The sequence below is a fragment of the Rhizobium azibense genome (assembly GCF_004342325.1).
In the GTDB taxonomy this organism is placed as follows: domain Bacteria; phylum Pseudomonadota; class Alphaproteobacteria; order Rhizobiales; family Rhizobiaceae; genus Rhizobium; species Rhizobium etli_B.
Map to the genome: position 1 here is coordinate 545,302 of NZ_SMBJ01000002.1, position 14,600 is coordinate 559,901.

Consider the following 14,600-nt stretch of genomic DNA (forward strand, 5'->3'; position numbering starts at 1 on the left):
CGGTGATAAGCGAGATCACCAAGCGCCATCTCAAGCACGTCTTCGAGACTCAAAGCTGCTTCAGAATGGTTTCCGATGCCTTCTCCGCGATCATAATCACTGGCGAGTTCGTGTTGCCGGAGACAATCGTCGGCATGACAGAAGCGTCGGCGATGCGCAACCTGTCGATCCCGCGCACCTTCAGCGTCGGATCCACCACTGCCAAAGTGTCATGCCCCATCTTGCACGTGCCGACCGGGTGAAAGATGGTCGTCGCGATGTCGCCTGCCCTGCGGATCAAATCCTCGTCGCTGTCGTGTTCCCCACCGGGAAGCATTTCCTGCGGCCGGAAGCGCGCAAGCGCCTTCGCTTTCATAAGGTTGCGCGCGTGGCGGATGGACCGTGCCGCCAAAATCCGGTCGCCGGCAGTGGAAAGATAATTCGGGCGGATTTCCGGCGGCAGCGCCGCGTCGCGCGTCGTCACATGCACCGTGCCGCGGCTTTCGGGCCGCAGGTTGCAGACCGACACCGTTACGGCTGGATAGCGATGCAGCGGCTCGCCGAGCCGATCGGTGCTAAGCGGTTGGACATGGTACTCGAGATCGGCCGTCGCGACGGCCGGATCACTCTTGGCAAAGATACCGAGCTGGCTCGGCGCCATGGAGAGTGGACCGGACCGGCTGATGGCATATCGCAAGCCCATGCCGGCGCGGCTGAAGAGACTGTGATAGAGCTGGTTCAGTGTGCGCGCGCCTTCAATCTTGAAGACCGTGCGGATCTGAAGATGGTCCTGAAGGTTCTCTCCTACACCCGGAAGGTCGTGATGGACGGGAATGGCGTTGGCGCAGAGCACCTGCGGCCGGCCGACGCCCGACAATTCCAGGATCTTCGGAGAGTTGATCGCGCCAGCCGACAGCACGACTTCTCGGGATGCGCGAGCGACGCAGTGGCGGCCGCGATGCCGGAAGCGCACGCCGGTGACTGTCTTTCCGTCGAATTCAAGTCGCTCGGTTTCGGCCCCTGTGAGCAGGCGCAGATTCGTGCGTTTCATCGCCGGCCGCAAGAAGGCTTTTGTTGTGTTCCAGCGTAGGCCGCCGCGTTGGTTGACCTCGAAATAACCCGAGCCTTCGTTGTCACCGCCGTTGAAGTCGCCGGTCTTGGGAATGCCGAGTTCTTCCGCCGCGTCGCGAAAGGCGTCAAGAATCGGCCAGGAGAGGCGCTGGCGCTCGACGCGCCATTCACCACCGGCCCCGTGCGTCGCGGACTTGCCACGATAATTGTCTTCTGACTTCAAGAAATAGGGCAGGACGTCGTCCCAGCCCCACCCGACATTGCCGGCCTGCCGCCAACCGTCGTAGTCTGCGGCTTGCCCGCGCATATAGATCATGCCGTTGATCGACGAGCAGCCCCCGAGCAGCTTGCCGCGCGGATAGTTCAGTGCGCGGCCGTTGAGGCCGGCTTCCGCGGCCGTCTTCATCATCCAGTCGGTGCGCGGGTTGCCCATGCAATAGAGATAGCCTATCGGCACATGAACCCAGTGGTAGCGATCCGAGCCGCCGGCTTCGAGCAGCAGGACCCGGTTCTTCGGGTCAGCCGACAGGCGGTTTGCCAGGACGCATCCGGCCGAGCCGGCACCGACGACGATGAAATCGTAGCTGCCTTCGTCCACCGGCATTTCGGTGCTATGCATGGTCATGCCGCAGCTCCCGCCACCTGGCCTTTGGTTGCCGAAAGCCGCCGCCAGAGTGGGGTCATCGCTTCTGCAATGTCCCTGTAAAGCCCATAGCGCCTGTTGTAATGCGCCGTCAGCGCATCGTTCGGCCTGTAGTGCCGTTCCACCCGCACCATGGCATTCGCCCCTTCCGTGAAATTGGCAAAGAGGCCGACGCCCGTTCCTGCCGCAATCGCCGCGCCCAATGCGCCCGTTTCCCTGGAGACAGCGACAGAAACCGGCATATCCAGCACGTCGGCGAATACCTGCGGCCACAGGCGGCTGCGCGATCCGCCGCCCGACAGGACGGCCTCGTCGAAGATGGCGCCCGCCTTGCGGATCGTCTCGATGTGCTGGCGATGTCCGAAGGCGACGCCTTCCAGTAGGGCGCGAACCAGGTGCCCCTTGCCATGCCAGCCAGCAACTCCATAAAAGCCCGCCCGCGCATGTCCGTCCTGCTGGGCACCGTAAAGATAGGGGTGATAGAGTGGATCGTCGGGCGCCGGCTCGATCGCAGCCGCCAAAGCGCAGCAGCCGTCGAAGGGCGATAGGCCATCCTGATATTCCCCCACGAAGAACTCGCGCACCAGCCATTCGAGATTGGCGGCCGAGGTCGCGCTGTTTTCCATCGCCATGTAGCGGCTGCGGTCGAAGGTCGAGGACATGAAGACCGGGCCGTCGAGGGCGGGGCGATCGATGATCACCTGGTTGATGCTCCACGTGCCTGCGATGATCGAGGCACTGCCGGTGCGCGAGACGCCCGAACCGAGCGCTGAGGCGATGACGTCGAACAACCCGCCGATGACTGGCGTGCCGGCTGCAAGCCCGGTCTGCGCTGCGACCTCTTCCGTCACGGTGCCAGCGATGTCAGCGCTTTCGATGAGCGGCGGCAAGAGGTTCATGCAGTCGGCCAGCCCATAGGCAGCCATCAATGCACGGTCGTAACGGCGGGCGGCGAGATCGAGGAGGCCGGCGCCCGACATGTCCGAGACCTCGCTGACACGACGGCCCGTCAGACGGTTGACGACGAAATCCTTGGAGAAGAACACCGTGCCGATACGTTCGAAGAGCTCCGGCCTGTGGCGCTTCAGCCAGGCAAGAAGCGTTGGCGTCTGCGAGGGCCAGGGGCGTTGGCGGCCGATCTCATAGGTCCGGTCGCCTACGCCTTCGGTCGCCCATTCTTCGACGAGGCTTGTCGCCCGCGTGTCGAGCGACTGGATGCCGAGGAGCGGTTCGCCGTTCCTGTCGAGCGCATAAAGCCCGTTGCCATGGCCGGCACAACCGATTGCGGCGATATCGGTCGCGGCGATGCCCGCCTTGTCGAGGCAGGTGCGGATGACGCGCTTGGCATTGGCCCAGAGTTCGTCGAGATCGCGCTCGACATGGCCGGGATATGGCATGCTGCTGTGGCCTTCCTGCGCGCCATGCGCCAGTTCCTGGCCCGTCCGGTCGAAGATCACCGCCTTGATGACGGTGTTGCCGGCGTCGATCCCCAAAAGATAGTCTCCCATTCGCAACCCTCCCAGGTTCGCTTACGCCTTCACCCCTGCTGATAGAGCGCCAAGGCGTCCTCGCTGCTCGCATCCTCGTGCACGATCGCCATGAGCCCGCGCACCACGGCGCTCGGGTTGGCATGTTGATAGATGTTGCGCCCATAGACCATCCCCACCGCCCCTTGCCGCATCAAGGCGGCGGACTTGGCGAACACGGCGCGCAGGTCTTCCTTGCCGCCGCCGCGCACCAGGACCGGGCAGCGCGCCGCCTCGACCACGCGGTGAAAATCGTCCGTATTCATCGTCGGATCCGCCTTGACGATGTCTGCGCCCATCTCACGGGCAAGCCGCGTCAGCGTGACGATCTTGTCGGCATCGCCATCGACCATGTAGCCGCCGCGTTCGGTGACCGGCTGCATGACGAGCGGCTCGATCATCAGCGGCATGCCGTATTTTTCGCAGTCTGCCCGCACGCGAGAAATGTTGTGCACGCACTGGCGCAAGAGATCCGGCTCGTCCGGCAGCATGAACAGGTTGACCACCACGCAGGCGGCATCCATCTGCAACGCGCCGATCAGCGGCTCCGCCTCGTTCTGCAACACCGCCCACATGTGGCGATGGCGGATCCGGTTATAGGGGTTGCCCATATCGATGCGCATGACGAGCGCCGGCTTCTCCTTGCCGGCAACGTCCTGCAGCAGGTCGGCTTGGCCGTAGTTCATCTGGATCGCATCCGGCTTCGCATCGACCAGCGCCTTCACGATCGCCGGCATGTTCTCCAGTCCATCGAGGAAGGACGGTTCGTTGCACACGCCGTGATCGATCGCCACGTCCAGGCAGCGGCCGTTGCCGAACAGCCGGTTCATCCGGATCTTGCGGTTGTCTCGCATGGTTCACTCCTTTGTTTGTTCCTTGCCGAAAGGGTTGCCTCCGCGACGCCGTGGCGCTCGCGCATGAGGGTGAGAAAACGGGTACGCTCTTCGTCCTTGCGCTGCGCCGGCCAGCCTTTCTCCTCGGCCAGGAGGTCGAGCGCGACCTCGGTCATGTCGAGGCAAAGCTCACCGGTGATGGCAAGTGTCGTTCGCCGGAGGAGCAGGTCGTCCAGATACTCGACCGCCTCCGTGCGGATGAGATACAGCAGTTCGCGGGCGCTGTAGCCGGCATGAGGCAAGAGGGTATCCGCTCCCGCGGCGATGAATTGGGCAACGTCCTTTGCATCGGTGCCATAGCGCTCAAAGAGCGTTGCGGCTCGTTCGAGCGAAAGGCCCGTCGAACCCGAGAGGTCGCCAATCCAGCCGCGACGATCTATCGGAAACCCGCGTCCGCCGCCGAAAGTGCGCTCGGCCGTATCGAGGCGGCGGCTCCGGTCGAGCCGTTCCAACGCCATATCGGCGGCGAGCTCGCCGAAGGAGCGGAAGGTCGTCCACTTGCCGCCGATCATGCACAACACCGGCGGCCCGCCGTCGCGGCTTTCGAGAACGGTGCAATAATGGTCACGCGGGATGCGGCCGGTAAAGCTGTCACTGCTTGCCGGCAGCGGGCGCACGCCTGCGAACTGGAAGACGATCTCTTCCTGGCGGATGCGCACACCCGGCAACACGAAGGCGAGCGATTGCAGGATATAGTCCCGCTCGTCGGCCTCGCAGCGCACCTGTCCCGGGTCGTCCACGCGGATATCCGTCGAGCCGACAAGCACCTTGCCGAGATAAGGAAAGAGGATGCAGATGCGCCCGTCCTCATTCTCGTAGTAAATCATGTGGCCGTCGAGCATGTCGCGAAGGCCCGCATTGTCGATGATGAGGTGCGAGCCCTTCGTGCCGCCGATCAACGGTGCGGGACGAGCCGCCTCAGGAAAAAGGGCGCCATTGGCGATGTCAATCCAGCCGCCGGTCGCATTGACGACGAGTGACGGCCTGATTGCCAGGGCTTCGCCCGAGATCCCACAGTGCAGCAGAAATTCCCCAGTCCGTACATGTTCGATCGTCGCATGGTTCAAGGCGCTGGCGCCCGGGCCGGCCAAGAGACCATCATGCAGGAGCTCGATACCGATGCGCTCGGGGTGACTAACCCACGCATCGTAATAGGTGGCGGAGTTGCGGATGGCCGGGTTGAGCGCCGGCCATTTCGAAAGCGTGTTTCTGCGACCGCGAAACTGATGGCGCGGCATCAGGGCGCGCTTGCGCGTCAGGAAATCGTAGATGCTCAGGCCGGCCTTGATGGCAACGGCGCCGCGGCGGCTCGGCCGGCGGGTGAGCCCCACAAAGCGCACGATGCCGTTTGCGAGCCCCGAAAAGATATCGAAGATCGGCACCATGGTCGGCAGTGGGGCGACATAGTGCGGCGCATTGCGCAGCAATCGGTCGCGCTCGGCGAGCGATTCCTGCACGAGGTTGAACTCGCCGTTTTCCAGGTAGCGCAGACCGCCATGCACCATGCGCGAGAGTGCGGCGCTGGCCCCTGAGCAATAGTCGCCCTTTTCCACGATGAGCACGTTGACGCCCTGCAGCGCCAGCTCGCGGAACACGCTGAGACCGTTGATGCCGCCGCCAAGGACGCACACGTCCACCTTCGGGCTTCGGCGAAGCCCGTCCAATGTCTGTTCGCGGTTCATCATGATAATCCGTTATCCGTCCATGTTGGCCAGCTTTGCCGACAAGGCCGCGTCGATGGCCGCGAGATCTTCGGGTGAAAGCCGAAGCGTGCCGGCCCGGGCATTGTCGAGTGCCTGTGCCGGATTGCGCGCGCCGCAAAGGGCGAAGGTCACACCGGGCTGGGCCAGTGTCCAGGCGATCACCGTCTGGGCGATGCTTGCATCGTGACGCTGCGCAACAGGTCGGATCGCCTCGGAGAAATCATGGGCCTTCTGCCGGTTGGCGACGGAAAAACGCGGATGGTCCCTACGCTGATCGTCGCCGGAGAATATCCGATCTGGCCCGATGCTGCCCGAAAGCAGCCCGAGGGCCAAAGAGGAATAGCTGAGCGTCGATACGCCTTTTGCTACGCTGAGCGGCAAGAGGTCCGTCTCGATCTCTCGATCGATCATGCTGTACCGCTCCTGGATGGCGTCAAGCGAGCCAGTGGCTATGTACTGCTCAAGCGTGGATCGATTGACATTGCTGGCGCCGATGGCGCGGATCTTGCCGGCTCGCTGCAGTTTTTCCAACGCCGCGACCGTCTCCTCCACCGGCGTCGTCGCGTCCTGCCAATGGGTGATGTAGAGGTCGATATAATCCGTGCCGAGCCGGCGAAGGCTGTCCTCGACTTCATGGACGATCGATTCCCCGCCGAGATAGCGGTGAACCGGCTGACCGTCCTGATCGAAGAAGTGACTGCCCTTCTGCGTGTGCCAGACAAGGCCACATTTCGTGGCGATCACTGCCTTGTCACGCCGGCCGGCAAGCGCCTTGCCGACGATTTCCTCCGAGCGGCCGAGCCCGTAGGCGGGCGCCGTGTCGATGAGGGTCACGCCCGCTTCGAGCGAGGCCTGGATGGCGGCGATGGATTGCGCCTCGTCGGTTCCCCCCCACATCCAGCCACCAATCGCCCAGGTTCCGAGCCCAACAGCAGACGCAGTGACGCCGGAGCGCCCGATCTCCCGGATCAGTTGTTCGCCGCTCATGCAGAAACTCCCTCTTCGGAGGCGATTTCAAGAAGGCGTGCCCCGGTCGCCTCGTCGGTGACGAGCGTGTCGAGATGGTTGCCGCGCAGGACGCTGAGGATCGGGCCAGCCTTGTTGGGGCCGCTGGCGACGCCGATCTTCATCGGGATCGAGGCGAATTCAGCCAGCGTCAGCGACACCAGCGAACGATTGAGGCTGTAGTCGCAAACCCGGCCCCGGTCATCAAGCAGGTGGGCAAGCAATTCGCACCTTGCGCCCGAGCGCTCGATCGCCACCCGATCAGTGCTAGAAGAAGGATGCAGGTCGTAATAGCTGGAGTCGTCCGTCAGGATCGAGCCGATGCCGACGACCGCCACCTTCGCCTCACGCGCACGTTTGAAGACGTCGGCGACAGAGCGCATGTTGATCAGCATCGCGCGCTGCTCGGCATCGTCGGCAAAAAGAGGCGCGTGGATCTGATAGGAGCGGCCCCCGAGCCGGTCGGCCATAAGGGTCGAGACATGGTTGACGTCGGTGTAGTGCTTGCCCTGTACGCAGCCAGTTGCCGGAATGACCTCGACATCGAAACGGCGCGGCGGCTGCAGACCGGCGACGACGGCGCTCACCCCTTTACCGCCAGTGATGCAGATTGTGTCGCCATCGCCGATCTCCTCCATCAGCAGGCGGGCCGCCGCCTCTCCGACCGCCTGGAGGGCGGTCTGCGGATTTTCGGAGACGGTCGGGACCACGATCGCGCGGCTGATGCCGCCGAGTGCAAGAAGCCGTTCCTCCATGTCGACCAAGGGCTCGACCGGGGACTTGATCTTGATCTCGACGAGGCCGAGCTGACGGCCGCGCTTGATGAGTCGGTTGACGGTGGCTTGCGAGATGCCGAGTTGGCCGGCGATCTGTGCCTGCGTCAGGCCCTCCATGAAGTGAAGGACGAGCGCCTGGTGCATCTGGCGGGCGATGACAATCTCCTCGCGCGGCATCGTCGTCTTGGGTTTCAATTTCACAATTGGCATGTCAGGCAGCCTTCTGCTTGTGCAGGAAATGGTCGATGGAAACGGCAGCGAGCAGAATGCACCCCTTGATCATATCCTGCCAATAGACTGAAACATCGAGCAGGATTAGAGAGCTGGTCACGACAGAGAGAAGCGCGATGCCGAGGATGGCGCCGAATATCGTGCCTGAGCCGCCGTTGAGCGAGGCGCCGCCGATCACCGCCGCAGCGATGATGTTGAGTTCCATGCCAACGCCGAAGGTCGGGGTCGCCGCGCCGAAGCGAGACATGTAGATGACACCTGCGACACCGGCGAGCGTGGAGCACAGCACCGTCACCCAGAATTTCACCTGATGGGTCTTGATGCCGGAATAGAGCGCGGCCTTCTCGTTGCTGCCTGTATAGAAGACTTTGCGGAAGGCTGTGGCCCGGCGCAGCAGAAAATCGAACAGGATGACGACGGCGACGAAGATCAAGATGACGTAGGGTACGCCGTAAAACGTACCCTGCCCCACCGCCTTGAAGCTTGCAGGCAGCGTGAAGAGCGAGAGCGGTGTGCCCTTTGTGATGATGAGGCAAAGGCCGCGCACGATCACCATTGCCGCAAGCGAGGTGATGAAGTGGTTGAGACCCACGACCGTCACAAAGAAACCCATTATGCCACCGATCGCGCTGCTCGCGAGGATGCCGATGAGCGATGCGGTCCAAGGGTCGAGTCCGGCGAGGAAGAGAGAGCCCGAGAGCACCATCGCGAAGCAGACCACCGAGCCTACCGCCAGGTCGATGCCGCCGACGATGAGCAGGATCGTCATGCCCACGACGACGATGCCTTCAACGGAGAAGCTCATCAACATGGCGCGGAAATTGCCAAACGTCAGGAAGTGCGGCGAAGCAAAACTCATGATCACGCAGAGCGCGAGGATGATCGCGATCAGCCCTGCCTCGCGCATTGTGCCGATGCGCTTGATGGACGCCGCCTTCGGCGCCCCTGTCGCCAACGTGTCGATTGCCATTCCCGTCTCTCCCAGATTGTCCTCACGCGGCATGGCTGGCCGCCTTTGCCGTGCCCACACCCGAAGCGAGGCGAATCACGGCCTCCTCCGTCATCTCGTCTCCACCAAGCTCGCCGGCGATGCGTCCCTCCCGAACGACAAGCACGCGGTCACATAGCCCGAGGAGCTCCGGCATTTCCGAAGAGATAACGATGATGCCGATGCCCGACCGCGCGAGCTCGCGTAGCAGGCGGTGGATTTCGGTTTTCGCGCCGACATCGATGCCGCGCGTTGGCTCGTCCATCAGGATGACCTTCGGCTTCACCGCAAGCTGCTTGGCGAGTGCAACCTTCTGCTGGTTGCCACCTGACAGCGATTTGACCGGCGCCTCAATGTCGCCCATGCGCACCGCAAGCCGTCGCGCGAAATTCTCTGCCAGTGCGGCTTCCGCACGACGATTCAACAGGCCGATCGGATTGGTCAAAGACGTAAGGTCCAGCACGGATATGTTCTTTGCGATGGACATTTCCAAAAAGACGCCCGAGCCCTTGCGGTCTTCGGAGAGATACACGATCCCCGCCTTAACGGCATCGCAATAGGCGCGGATCGACTGCGCCTTGCCATGCAGGCGCACCGTGCCCGCCGTGCGCGACTTGAGCCCGCAGATGCCTTCGGCGATTTCCGTACGGCCGGAGCCGATAAGGCCGCCGATCCCGAGGATCTCGCCTTTGCGCAGCGCGAAGCTCACATCATGGAACCGCTCGCCGTCACCAATATTGTCGATCTCGAGGATCGCCTCCCCGCACGCGTCGTCCGCACCGAGCTTGTCCGGATAGAGCTGCGTGATCTCGCGTCCCACCATGCGGCGCACCACGTCGTCCGGGGTGATGTCGGCGATGTGGTCGGTACATACGTAGCGGCCGTCGCGGAACACGGTAACCCGGTCGCAAAGGCTGAAAATCTCGGCCATGCGGTGGCTGATATAGATGATCGAAATGCCGTTCTGCTTAAGGTCGCGAATGATTGCAAAGAGCTGCCGCGCCTCCGTGTCTGTCAGCGCCGCGGTAGGCTCGTCCAGGATCAGCACGCGGCAGTCGAGCGTCAGAGCCTTGGCGATCTCGACGAGTTGCTGGCTGGAAATCGGCAGGTCTGCGACCTTGCGGCGGACGTCGATTGCAGCGAGACGATGCATTACGGCCTGTGCATCGCGCTCCAGCGTGCGATAGTTCATGAAGGGTGCACGGCGGCGGTTGGTCGCCGCCATAAACATATTTTCGGCCACGGTCGCATCCGGGCAGAGGGCGATTTCCTGATGCACGAGCCCGATGCCGAGCGATTGGGCGGCGGCAGGCGAGGATATGCGCACGAGCTTGCCGTCCAGGCGGATTTGGCCTTCGGTCGGCTGCAGCACGCCGGCGATAATGTTCATCAGCGTCGATTTGCCGGCGCCGTTTTCGCCGCAGAGCGCATGGACTTCGCCGCGCTCCAGCGTGAAATCGACCTCGGTCAACGCCTTCAACGCCCCAAAATGCTTGGTCACGCCATGAATGGTGAGCACCGGCTCTGCCATTGTCTTCCTCCCCTCCGCAACGACCATCCGCACTCAAGGGTGCGGATGGCGATCCTCAAAGCTTATTCCTCGATGCCCTTTGTGCCGCGCCGCTTCAGGTACTTGTCCCAGTAGAAATCGTCGGCATTTTTCGCCGTCACAATAGACAGGCCGTTATCGACGACCGGGATGCTCATTGGGTTGAACCCGGAGCGCTTGGCGTCGTTCATCGGGTCGATCAGTTCCGGATGCTCGGCAAACCACAGCAGCATGAAGCCCATATAGCCCTGCATGCCCTGGTTCGGATTGATCGAGCCGAAGACTTCACCAGCCTTGATCATGTCGAGGATGTTGGCGTTGACGTCTGCGCACATGACGAGGACCTTGCCGCCGCTTTCCTTGTTAGCTTGCGCCGCGCCGATTGCCGAGTTGGCTTCGGGCATGAAGACCGCGCCGAGGTTCGGATTGGCCTGGATAAGGCTGGAAAGTCCCTGGTAGGCCTTGGTCGGATCCTGGTTTGAAGCAGCGCGGCCCACGAGCTTCATGTCTGGCCACTTCTCTTCCATGCGGGCTATGAAGGCAGCGATACGCTTGTCGTGGTTGTCCTGGCCCGGATTTTCGAGAACCGCATATTCACCCTTGCCGCCCATCTTCTCGGCGATCGCGTCGGCGGCATAGGTGCCTTCGCGGGTATTGTCCGAGGTGATGAAGGAGACGCGTTTGGAAAGCGGCGAGTCGGCCGCAAACGTGACGACCGCCGTACCTTGATCGATCGCGCGATTGATTGGCTCGATGAAGGGATCTGAGTTCATCGGATGAACGAGAATGCCGGCCGGGTTCTGTGCCAACGCCTGGTCGAAGGTGGCGATTTGCTTGTTGACGTCATATTCGGGGGTGCCGGTATATTCCGTCTCACAGCCGAGTTGCTGGCCGGCCTGCTTGAACATCTCATAAACAGGGAACCAGTATTCCACGCCCGACACCATGACGTTCATGACGTATTTTTCGCCAGGCTTGCAGCGGAACGGGTTTTCCGTTTCGGCGGCCGCCGAACCGGCAAAGAGCGTTGACCCAAGGACCGCCATCGCGGTCGTGCTGAAAAAAGTGCGCAAGTTTCCTCCTCGGGGCCAAAGCCCCTCCCAAAAAGCCCGAAATGCGCCAACCGGCGCGGATGGCAGTGACGACCGGATATCCTCCTCGAAATCCGGTAAGTGCAGCTAAACGCAATGCGTCGTGACTGTCAATATAATTCATCGCATGAATTATAATTCACGCGCAGGCCTTACGGATGCTCAAGCAGATCCCCGAAACGACGAAAACCTGCCGGGAGGTGCGGCAGGCGTTCTTGAAGTAGCCGAACAGCGACTGGGTAGTGGAGTGCCGCCGACGATCGTCCGTCGATCCCTCGACGTTGCCAGGCTTTATGGACTTCAGCCATGCAGGAAACGCATGCATCCAGGGCAAAAGGCGGAGCGAATAGGTAAAGGTCGACACGAAAACGCCCGCATGAGCGGGCGTCAACGTCAGCGAGTTTGTAGCCTTAACGGACGATCGATGCCCGGGCGATGCTTCGGATATCGGCGCGGTTGATGCCGAGATCCTGCAATTCTCGGCTGGACATCCGGCCAAGTTCGGAAACCGTCTGACGATACTTGCGCCAGTTGTTGAAAGAGCGTGCGACGTTCATGATAATCACCTTTCCCGAGGCTTTCTGACGTCAGCAACCGGTCCTCGGCTCTGGCGTCGTTCGATGAACCGGATATAGGCGATTCAATCGTTTCAAAACAGCTACAATCCGTCACCGCAGCTATGCGCTTGGCGCATGTGCCCTCGATCCTTGCAACGACATCCGGCGATCACCGCATCGTGCCATCGCCTCATTGGACGATCAGGAACTTCTTATCCGAATCACCTCGGCCCGATCCGTAGCGCCTGGTAAAAAATACTGAGGAACCGACACCCCTCTCCGCCAGTTTCTCTCTCTACGAAAGGAAAACTCAATGGCAAAAGAACTCGAAGCCGGCTTCACCGGATCGCCAGTTGAAAAACCGGAGGGCATGCGCAAAGTCGCATCCGACACGGCCTCGGCAATCAAGCGAGAGGCCAACGCTGTCGCAATCGGCGTGAGTGACCATCCCCAGGCCGCAGGCTCGCTCGTTCTCGGTATTGGAGCGGCAGCTTTCGGCCTTGGCTACCTGCTCGGCAGATCGTCCGTCTCCACCAGAACTCGGTATTGGAGGTAATGACATGGCAGGAGAACAAAAACACGCTCCCTTCCAGACGAATGATCGCCGTCTCCTGCAGGAAGACGAAGTGCGGAGACGAGCCCATACCATTCGGGAGAGAGAAGGACGACCTGAAGTCCGTCAGGCAGACCACTCAATCCAGGCGACGGGAGAGATCGAAGAGCAGGCCGGTGAGATCGAAGGCGACGACATTCCAAGGCTGGAAGCCCTGAGAGAAGCCGCACGCGAACATACCGACGCGTTCGTGGTTGCAACCGACCTCGAAGATGCTGATCAGCGTGAGGCGGCGCCCGGCACCCGCGAGCAACCCTGAACAAATGACAGAAAAAGTGAGATGTCCCGGCCGAAATGCCATACGGCTCACCTAGGAGCGCCGGGGGCTTGATTGATGAACTCCACCACGACGCCTGGCCTGACCATGCCGGCCAGCTCTTCGGCATCCCAGTTCGTCAGACGCACGCAACCGTGCGATCCAACCTTGTCGATAAGCGTCGGTTCAGGCGTCCCATGTATTCCATAAGTCGGCTCAGTCAGGTCGATCCAGACGCTGCCGACCGGACCGTTCGGCCCCTTTGGTATCGTTAAAACCTTGTTATTCTTCCCCTGCTTGAAGTTGCGTCTTGGGTCATATCTGTACACTGGCATCCTCGCGACGCCTTTCACCTTATGCTTGCCCGAGGGGGCCGGATTGTCTTGGCTTCCGATGGTAGCAGGATAGACTGCCAGCAGCGATTTGTTCTCGGCATAGGCCAGGATCTGCCCTGTCTTCTTGCTCGCCTCGATCCTTTCGACCTTTCCTTCTTTCGCAGGACCAGGCGTCACGACCCAGACCGTGTCACCAGGAGCGAACCGCGAAGACGGATTGAGCACTTGCATAAGGCCGACGTCCATGTGGAACCGTTCGGAAAGCTTTTCGGCCACGCTCGTGTATCCAAGGCTTTGCATCTTCGCCTTCTCGTCGTAGTCTTCAGGGATCTTGTCGACGAGGCCCGTGGCATCCTCTGCCGAGATGACGTAACTCTCAACGATGGGAGAATTGGCTTCCAAGCGGGCGATCACCTCGGGATCCAGCTTCCCATCGACAACAAGCCCGTTCATCATCTCGAACCCGGCCACGGCTTTGCTGACATTTTCGCCGTAAAAGCCGTCGATCACACCTGGAGACGAACCCGCGCGGTCGAGCAGGACCTGAAGACGGATAACCGCTGGATCTCGATCGGCGGGCGCCATGGCCGGTCTTTCTGCAATGATTGCGGCAATCGAAGCGCCATCGATGGCTTCGCGCCGGAGTTCCTGCGCGCAAACGCCACCAGCGATGAAGACCAGAGCAAGCAGCGACATCGGCAGGGCTGTTTTCATGGACAACAAATGGCCGGATCGGGAACTTGTTCCACCGCCCGGTACCTTGTGCCAACAAGGTAAATGCCGAACGGCTTTGAGTTGTCACTCCTGGCGGTGCGCCGGGTTAGTCGGCGACTATGCAGGAACGTATGTCAACCTGATCACGTCCCCGCCAATTCGATCGCTCGCCACGAGGCGCAGCGGCGGACGCGGGCCGGCGAAGAACGGCTTGCCATGACCTAGCACGACGGGATGGAGGTACAGTCGATATTCATCAACCAGCCCAAGATCGGTCAGACTTCGCGCTAGCTCAGGTCCGGAAACTTCAATCTCCCCATCCAGTTTGGCCCTCAGTCCGCGTATCGCCGCCTCGATGTCATCCACGATGAGAGTGGCATTCGGGCCGACGGACTTCAGCGAGCGCGAGACGACCCATTTCGGTTGACTCCGCCACGCCGCTGCATAGTCGCGTTGCTCCTCGTCCCACTCGGAATGGTCCTCGTCCCAATAACGCATCACCTCGTACATACAGCGACCGTACACGCTGCCGGCAAGACCTCGCACGTCGTCGATGAAATGACGAAAGAGCGCCGGATCGGGCGCAAATTCCGTGTGGTCCACATATCCATCCAGGGACTGGTTCAAAGCGAACACAAGCTTCGCCATTTTCTCCTCTCCCTCCTCAAGA

General features: G+C 61.6%; 14 protein-coding genes. 2 read left to right on the plus strand and 12 right to left on the minus strand.

Going from position 1 to position 14,600, the window contains the following annotated elements:
• Positions 1-49 precede the first annotated feature (49 nt).
• From EV130_RS06670 to EV130_RS06715, 10 genes are all read right to left on the minus strand, one after another.
• Positions 50-1,669 carry a GMC family oxidoreductase gene (locus EV130_RS06670; RefSeq protein ID WP_132659856.1) on the minus strand — a complete coding sequence of 540 codons (1,620 nt, stop codon included), beginning with the start codon at positions 1,667-1,669 and terminating at the stop codon, positions 50-52.
• A 2-nt stretch (positions 1,670-1,671) separates the two neighbouring features.
• Entirely contained in the window at positions 1,672-3,201 is a 1,530-nt protein-coding gene (locus EV130_RS06675; RefSeq protein ID WP_132659703.1) for an FGGY-family carbohydrate kinase, read from the minus strand.
• A 29-nt stretch (positions 3,202-3,230) separates the two neighbouring features.
• Positions 3,231-4,073 carry a class I fructose-bisphosphate aldolase gene (locus tag EV130_RS06680; RefSeq protein WP_074065101.1) on the minus strand — a complete coding sequence of 281 codons (843 nt, stop codon included), beginning with the start codon at positions 4,071-4,073 and terminating at the stop codon, positions 3,231-3,233.
• Complete coding sequence (locus EV130_RS06685) at positions 4,046-5,794, minus strand: glycerol-3-phosphate dehydrogenase/oxidase (protein WP_074065715.1); 1,749 nt, start codon at positions 5,792-5,794, stop codon at positions 4,046-4,048. The genes EV130_RS06680 and EV130_RS06685 overlap by 28 nt, the downstream gene beginning before the upstream one ends.
• Positions 5,795-5,806: 12 nt before the next feature.
• Complete coding sequence (locus EV130_RS06690) at positions 5,807-6,802, minus strand: aldo/keto reductase (protein WP_074065102.1); 996 nt, start codon at positions 6,800-6,802, stop codon at positions 5,807-5,809.
• Complete coding sequence (locus EV130_RS06695; protein ID WP_074065103.1) at positions 6,799-7,806, minus strand: sugar-binding transcriptional regulator; 1,008 nt, start codon at positions 7,804-7,806, stop codon at positions 6,799-6,801. Before EV130_RS06695 ends, EV130_RS06690 begins: the two co-directional genes overlap by 4 nt.
• A 1-nt stretch (position 7,807) precedes the next feature.
• Positions 7,808-8,797, minus strand: coding sequence for an ABC transporter permease (locus EV130_RS06700; protein ID WP_074065716.1), 990 nt, complete (start codon positions 8,795-8,797; stop codon positions 7,808-7,810).
• A 22-nt stretch (positions 8,798-8,819) separates the two neighbouring features.
• On the minus strand, positions 8,820-10,346 hold the full coding sequence (locus tag EV130_RS06705; protein WP_132659708.1) for a sugar ABC transporter ATP-binding protein: 1,527 nt from the start codon (positions 10,344-10,346) through the stop codon (positions 8,820-8,822).
• Between the two features lie 62 nt (positions 10,347-10,408).
• The gene (locus tag EV130_RS06710) at positions 10,409-11,437 is read right to left on the minus strand and encodes a substrate-binding domain-containing protein (protein ID WP_074065105.1); all 1,029 of its coding nucleotides are present in this window, start codon (positions 11,435-11,437) and stop codon (positions 10,409-10,411) included.
• A gap of 428 nt (positions 11,438-11,865) precedes the next feature.
• The gene (locus tag EV130_RS06715) at positions 11,866-12,012 is read right to left on the minus strand and encodes a DUF1127 domain-containing protein (protein ID WP_074065106.1); all 147 of its coding nucleotides are present in this window, start codon (positions 12,010-12,012) and stop codon (positions 11,866-11,868) included.
• A gap of 313 nt (positions 12,013-12,325) precedes the next feature.
• On the opposite strand from EV130_RS06715, the gene EV130_RS06720 reads away from it, so the two are divergent.
• Complete coding sequence (locus tag EV130_RS06720; protein WP_132551793.1) at positions 12,326-12,568, plus strand: hypothetical protein; 243 nt, start codon at positions 12,326-12,328, stop codon at positions 12,566-12,568.
• A 4-nt stretch (positions 12,569-12,572) separates the two neighbouring features.
• Positions 12,573-12,884 carry a hypothetical protein gene (locus EV130_RS06725; protein ID WP_132551794.1) on the plus strand — a complete coding sequence of 104 codons (312 nt, stop codon included), beginning with the start codon at positions 12,573-12,575 and terminating at the stop codon, positions 12,882-12,884.
• Positions 12,885-12,931: 47 nt separating this feature from the next.
• Here EV130_RS06725 and EV130_RS06730 read toward each other — a convergent pair whose 3' ends face one another.
• Together EV130_RS06730 and EV130_RS06735 are read right to left on the minus strand one after the other, a co-directional pair.
• Entirely contained in the window at positions 12,932-13,939 is a 1,008-nt protein-coding gene (locus tag EV130_RS06730) for a L,D-transpeptidase family protein (RefSeq protein ID WP_196776371.1), read from the minus strand.
• A gap of 108 nt (positions 13,940-14,047) precedes the next feature.
• Entirely contained in the window at positions 14,048-14,578 is a 531-nt protein-coding gene (locus EV130_RS06735) for a dihydrofolate reductase family protein (protein WP_132551795.1), read from the minus strand.
• Positions 14,579-14,600 lie beyond the last annotated feature (22 nt).

Coding starts and splice junctions, on each gene's coding strand:
- EV130_RS06670 (WP_132659856.1), bottom strand. CDS start 1,669: ATGCATAGCACCGAAATGCCGGTGGACGAAGGCAGCTACGATTTCATC.
- EV130_RS06675 (WP_132659703.1), bottom strand. CDS start 3,201: ATGGGAGACTATCTTTTGGGGATCGACGCCGGCAACACCGTCATCAAG.
- EV130_RS06680 (WP_074065101.1), bottom strand. CDS start 4,073: ATGCGAGACAACCGCAAGATCCGGATGAACCGGCTGTTCGGCAACGGC.
- EV130_RS06685 (WP_074065715.1), bottom strand. CDS start 5,794: ATGAACCGCGAACAGACATTGGACGGGCTTCGCCGAAGCCCGAAGGTG.
- EV130_RS06690 (WP_074065102.1), bottom strand. CDS start 6,802: ATGAGCGGCGAACAACTGATCCGGGAGATCGGGCGCTCCGGCGTCACT.
- EV130_RS06695 (WP_074065103.1), bottom strand. CDS start 7,806: ATGCCAATTGTGAAATTGAAACCCAAGACGACGATGCCGCGCGAGGAG.
- EV130_RS06700 (WP_074065716.1), bottom strand. CDS start 8,797: ATGGCAATCGACACGTTGGCGACAGGGGCGCCGAAGGCGGCGTCCATC.
- EV130_RS06705 (WP_132659708.1), bottom strand. CDS start 10,346: ATGGCAGAGCCGGTGCTCACCATTCATGGCGTGACCAAGCATTTTGGG.
- EV130_RS06715 (WP_074065106.1), bottom strand. CDS start 12,012: ATGAACGTCGCACGCTCTTTCAACAACTGGCGCAAGTATCGTCAGACG.
- EV130_RS06720 (WP_132551793.1), top strand. CDS start 12,326: ATGGCAAAAGAACTCGAAGCCGGCTTCACCGGATCGCCAGTTGAAAAA.
- EV130_RS06725 (WP_132551794.1), top strand. CDS start 12,573: ATGGCAGGAGAACAAAAACACGCTCCCTTCCAGACGAATGATCGCCGT.
- EV130_RS06735 (WP_132551795.1), bottom strand. CDS start 14,578: ATGGCGAAGCTTGTGTTCGCTTTGAACCAGTCCCTGGATGGATATGTG.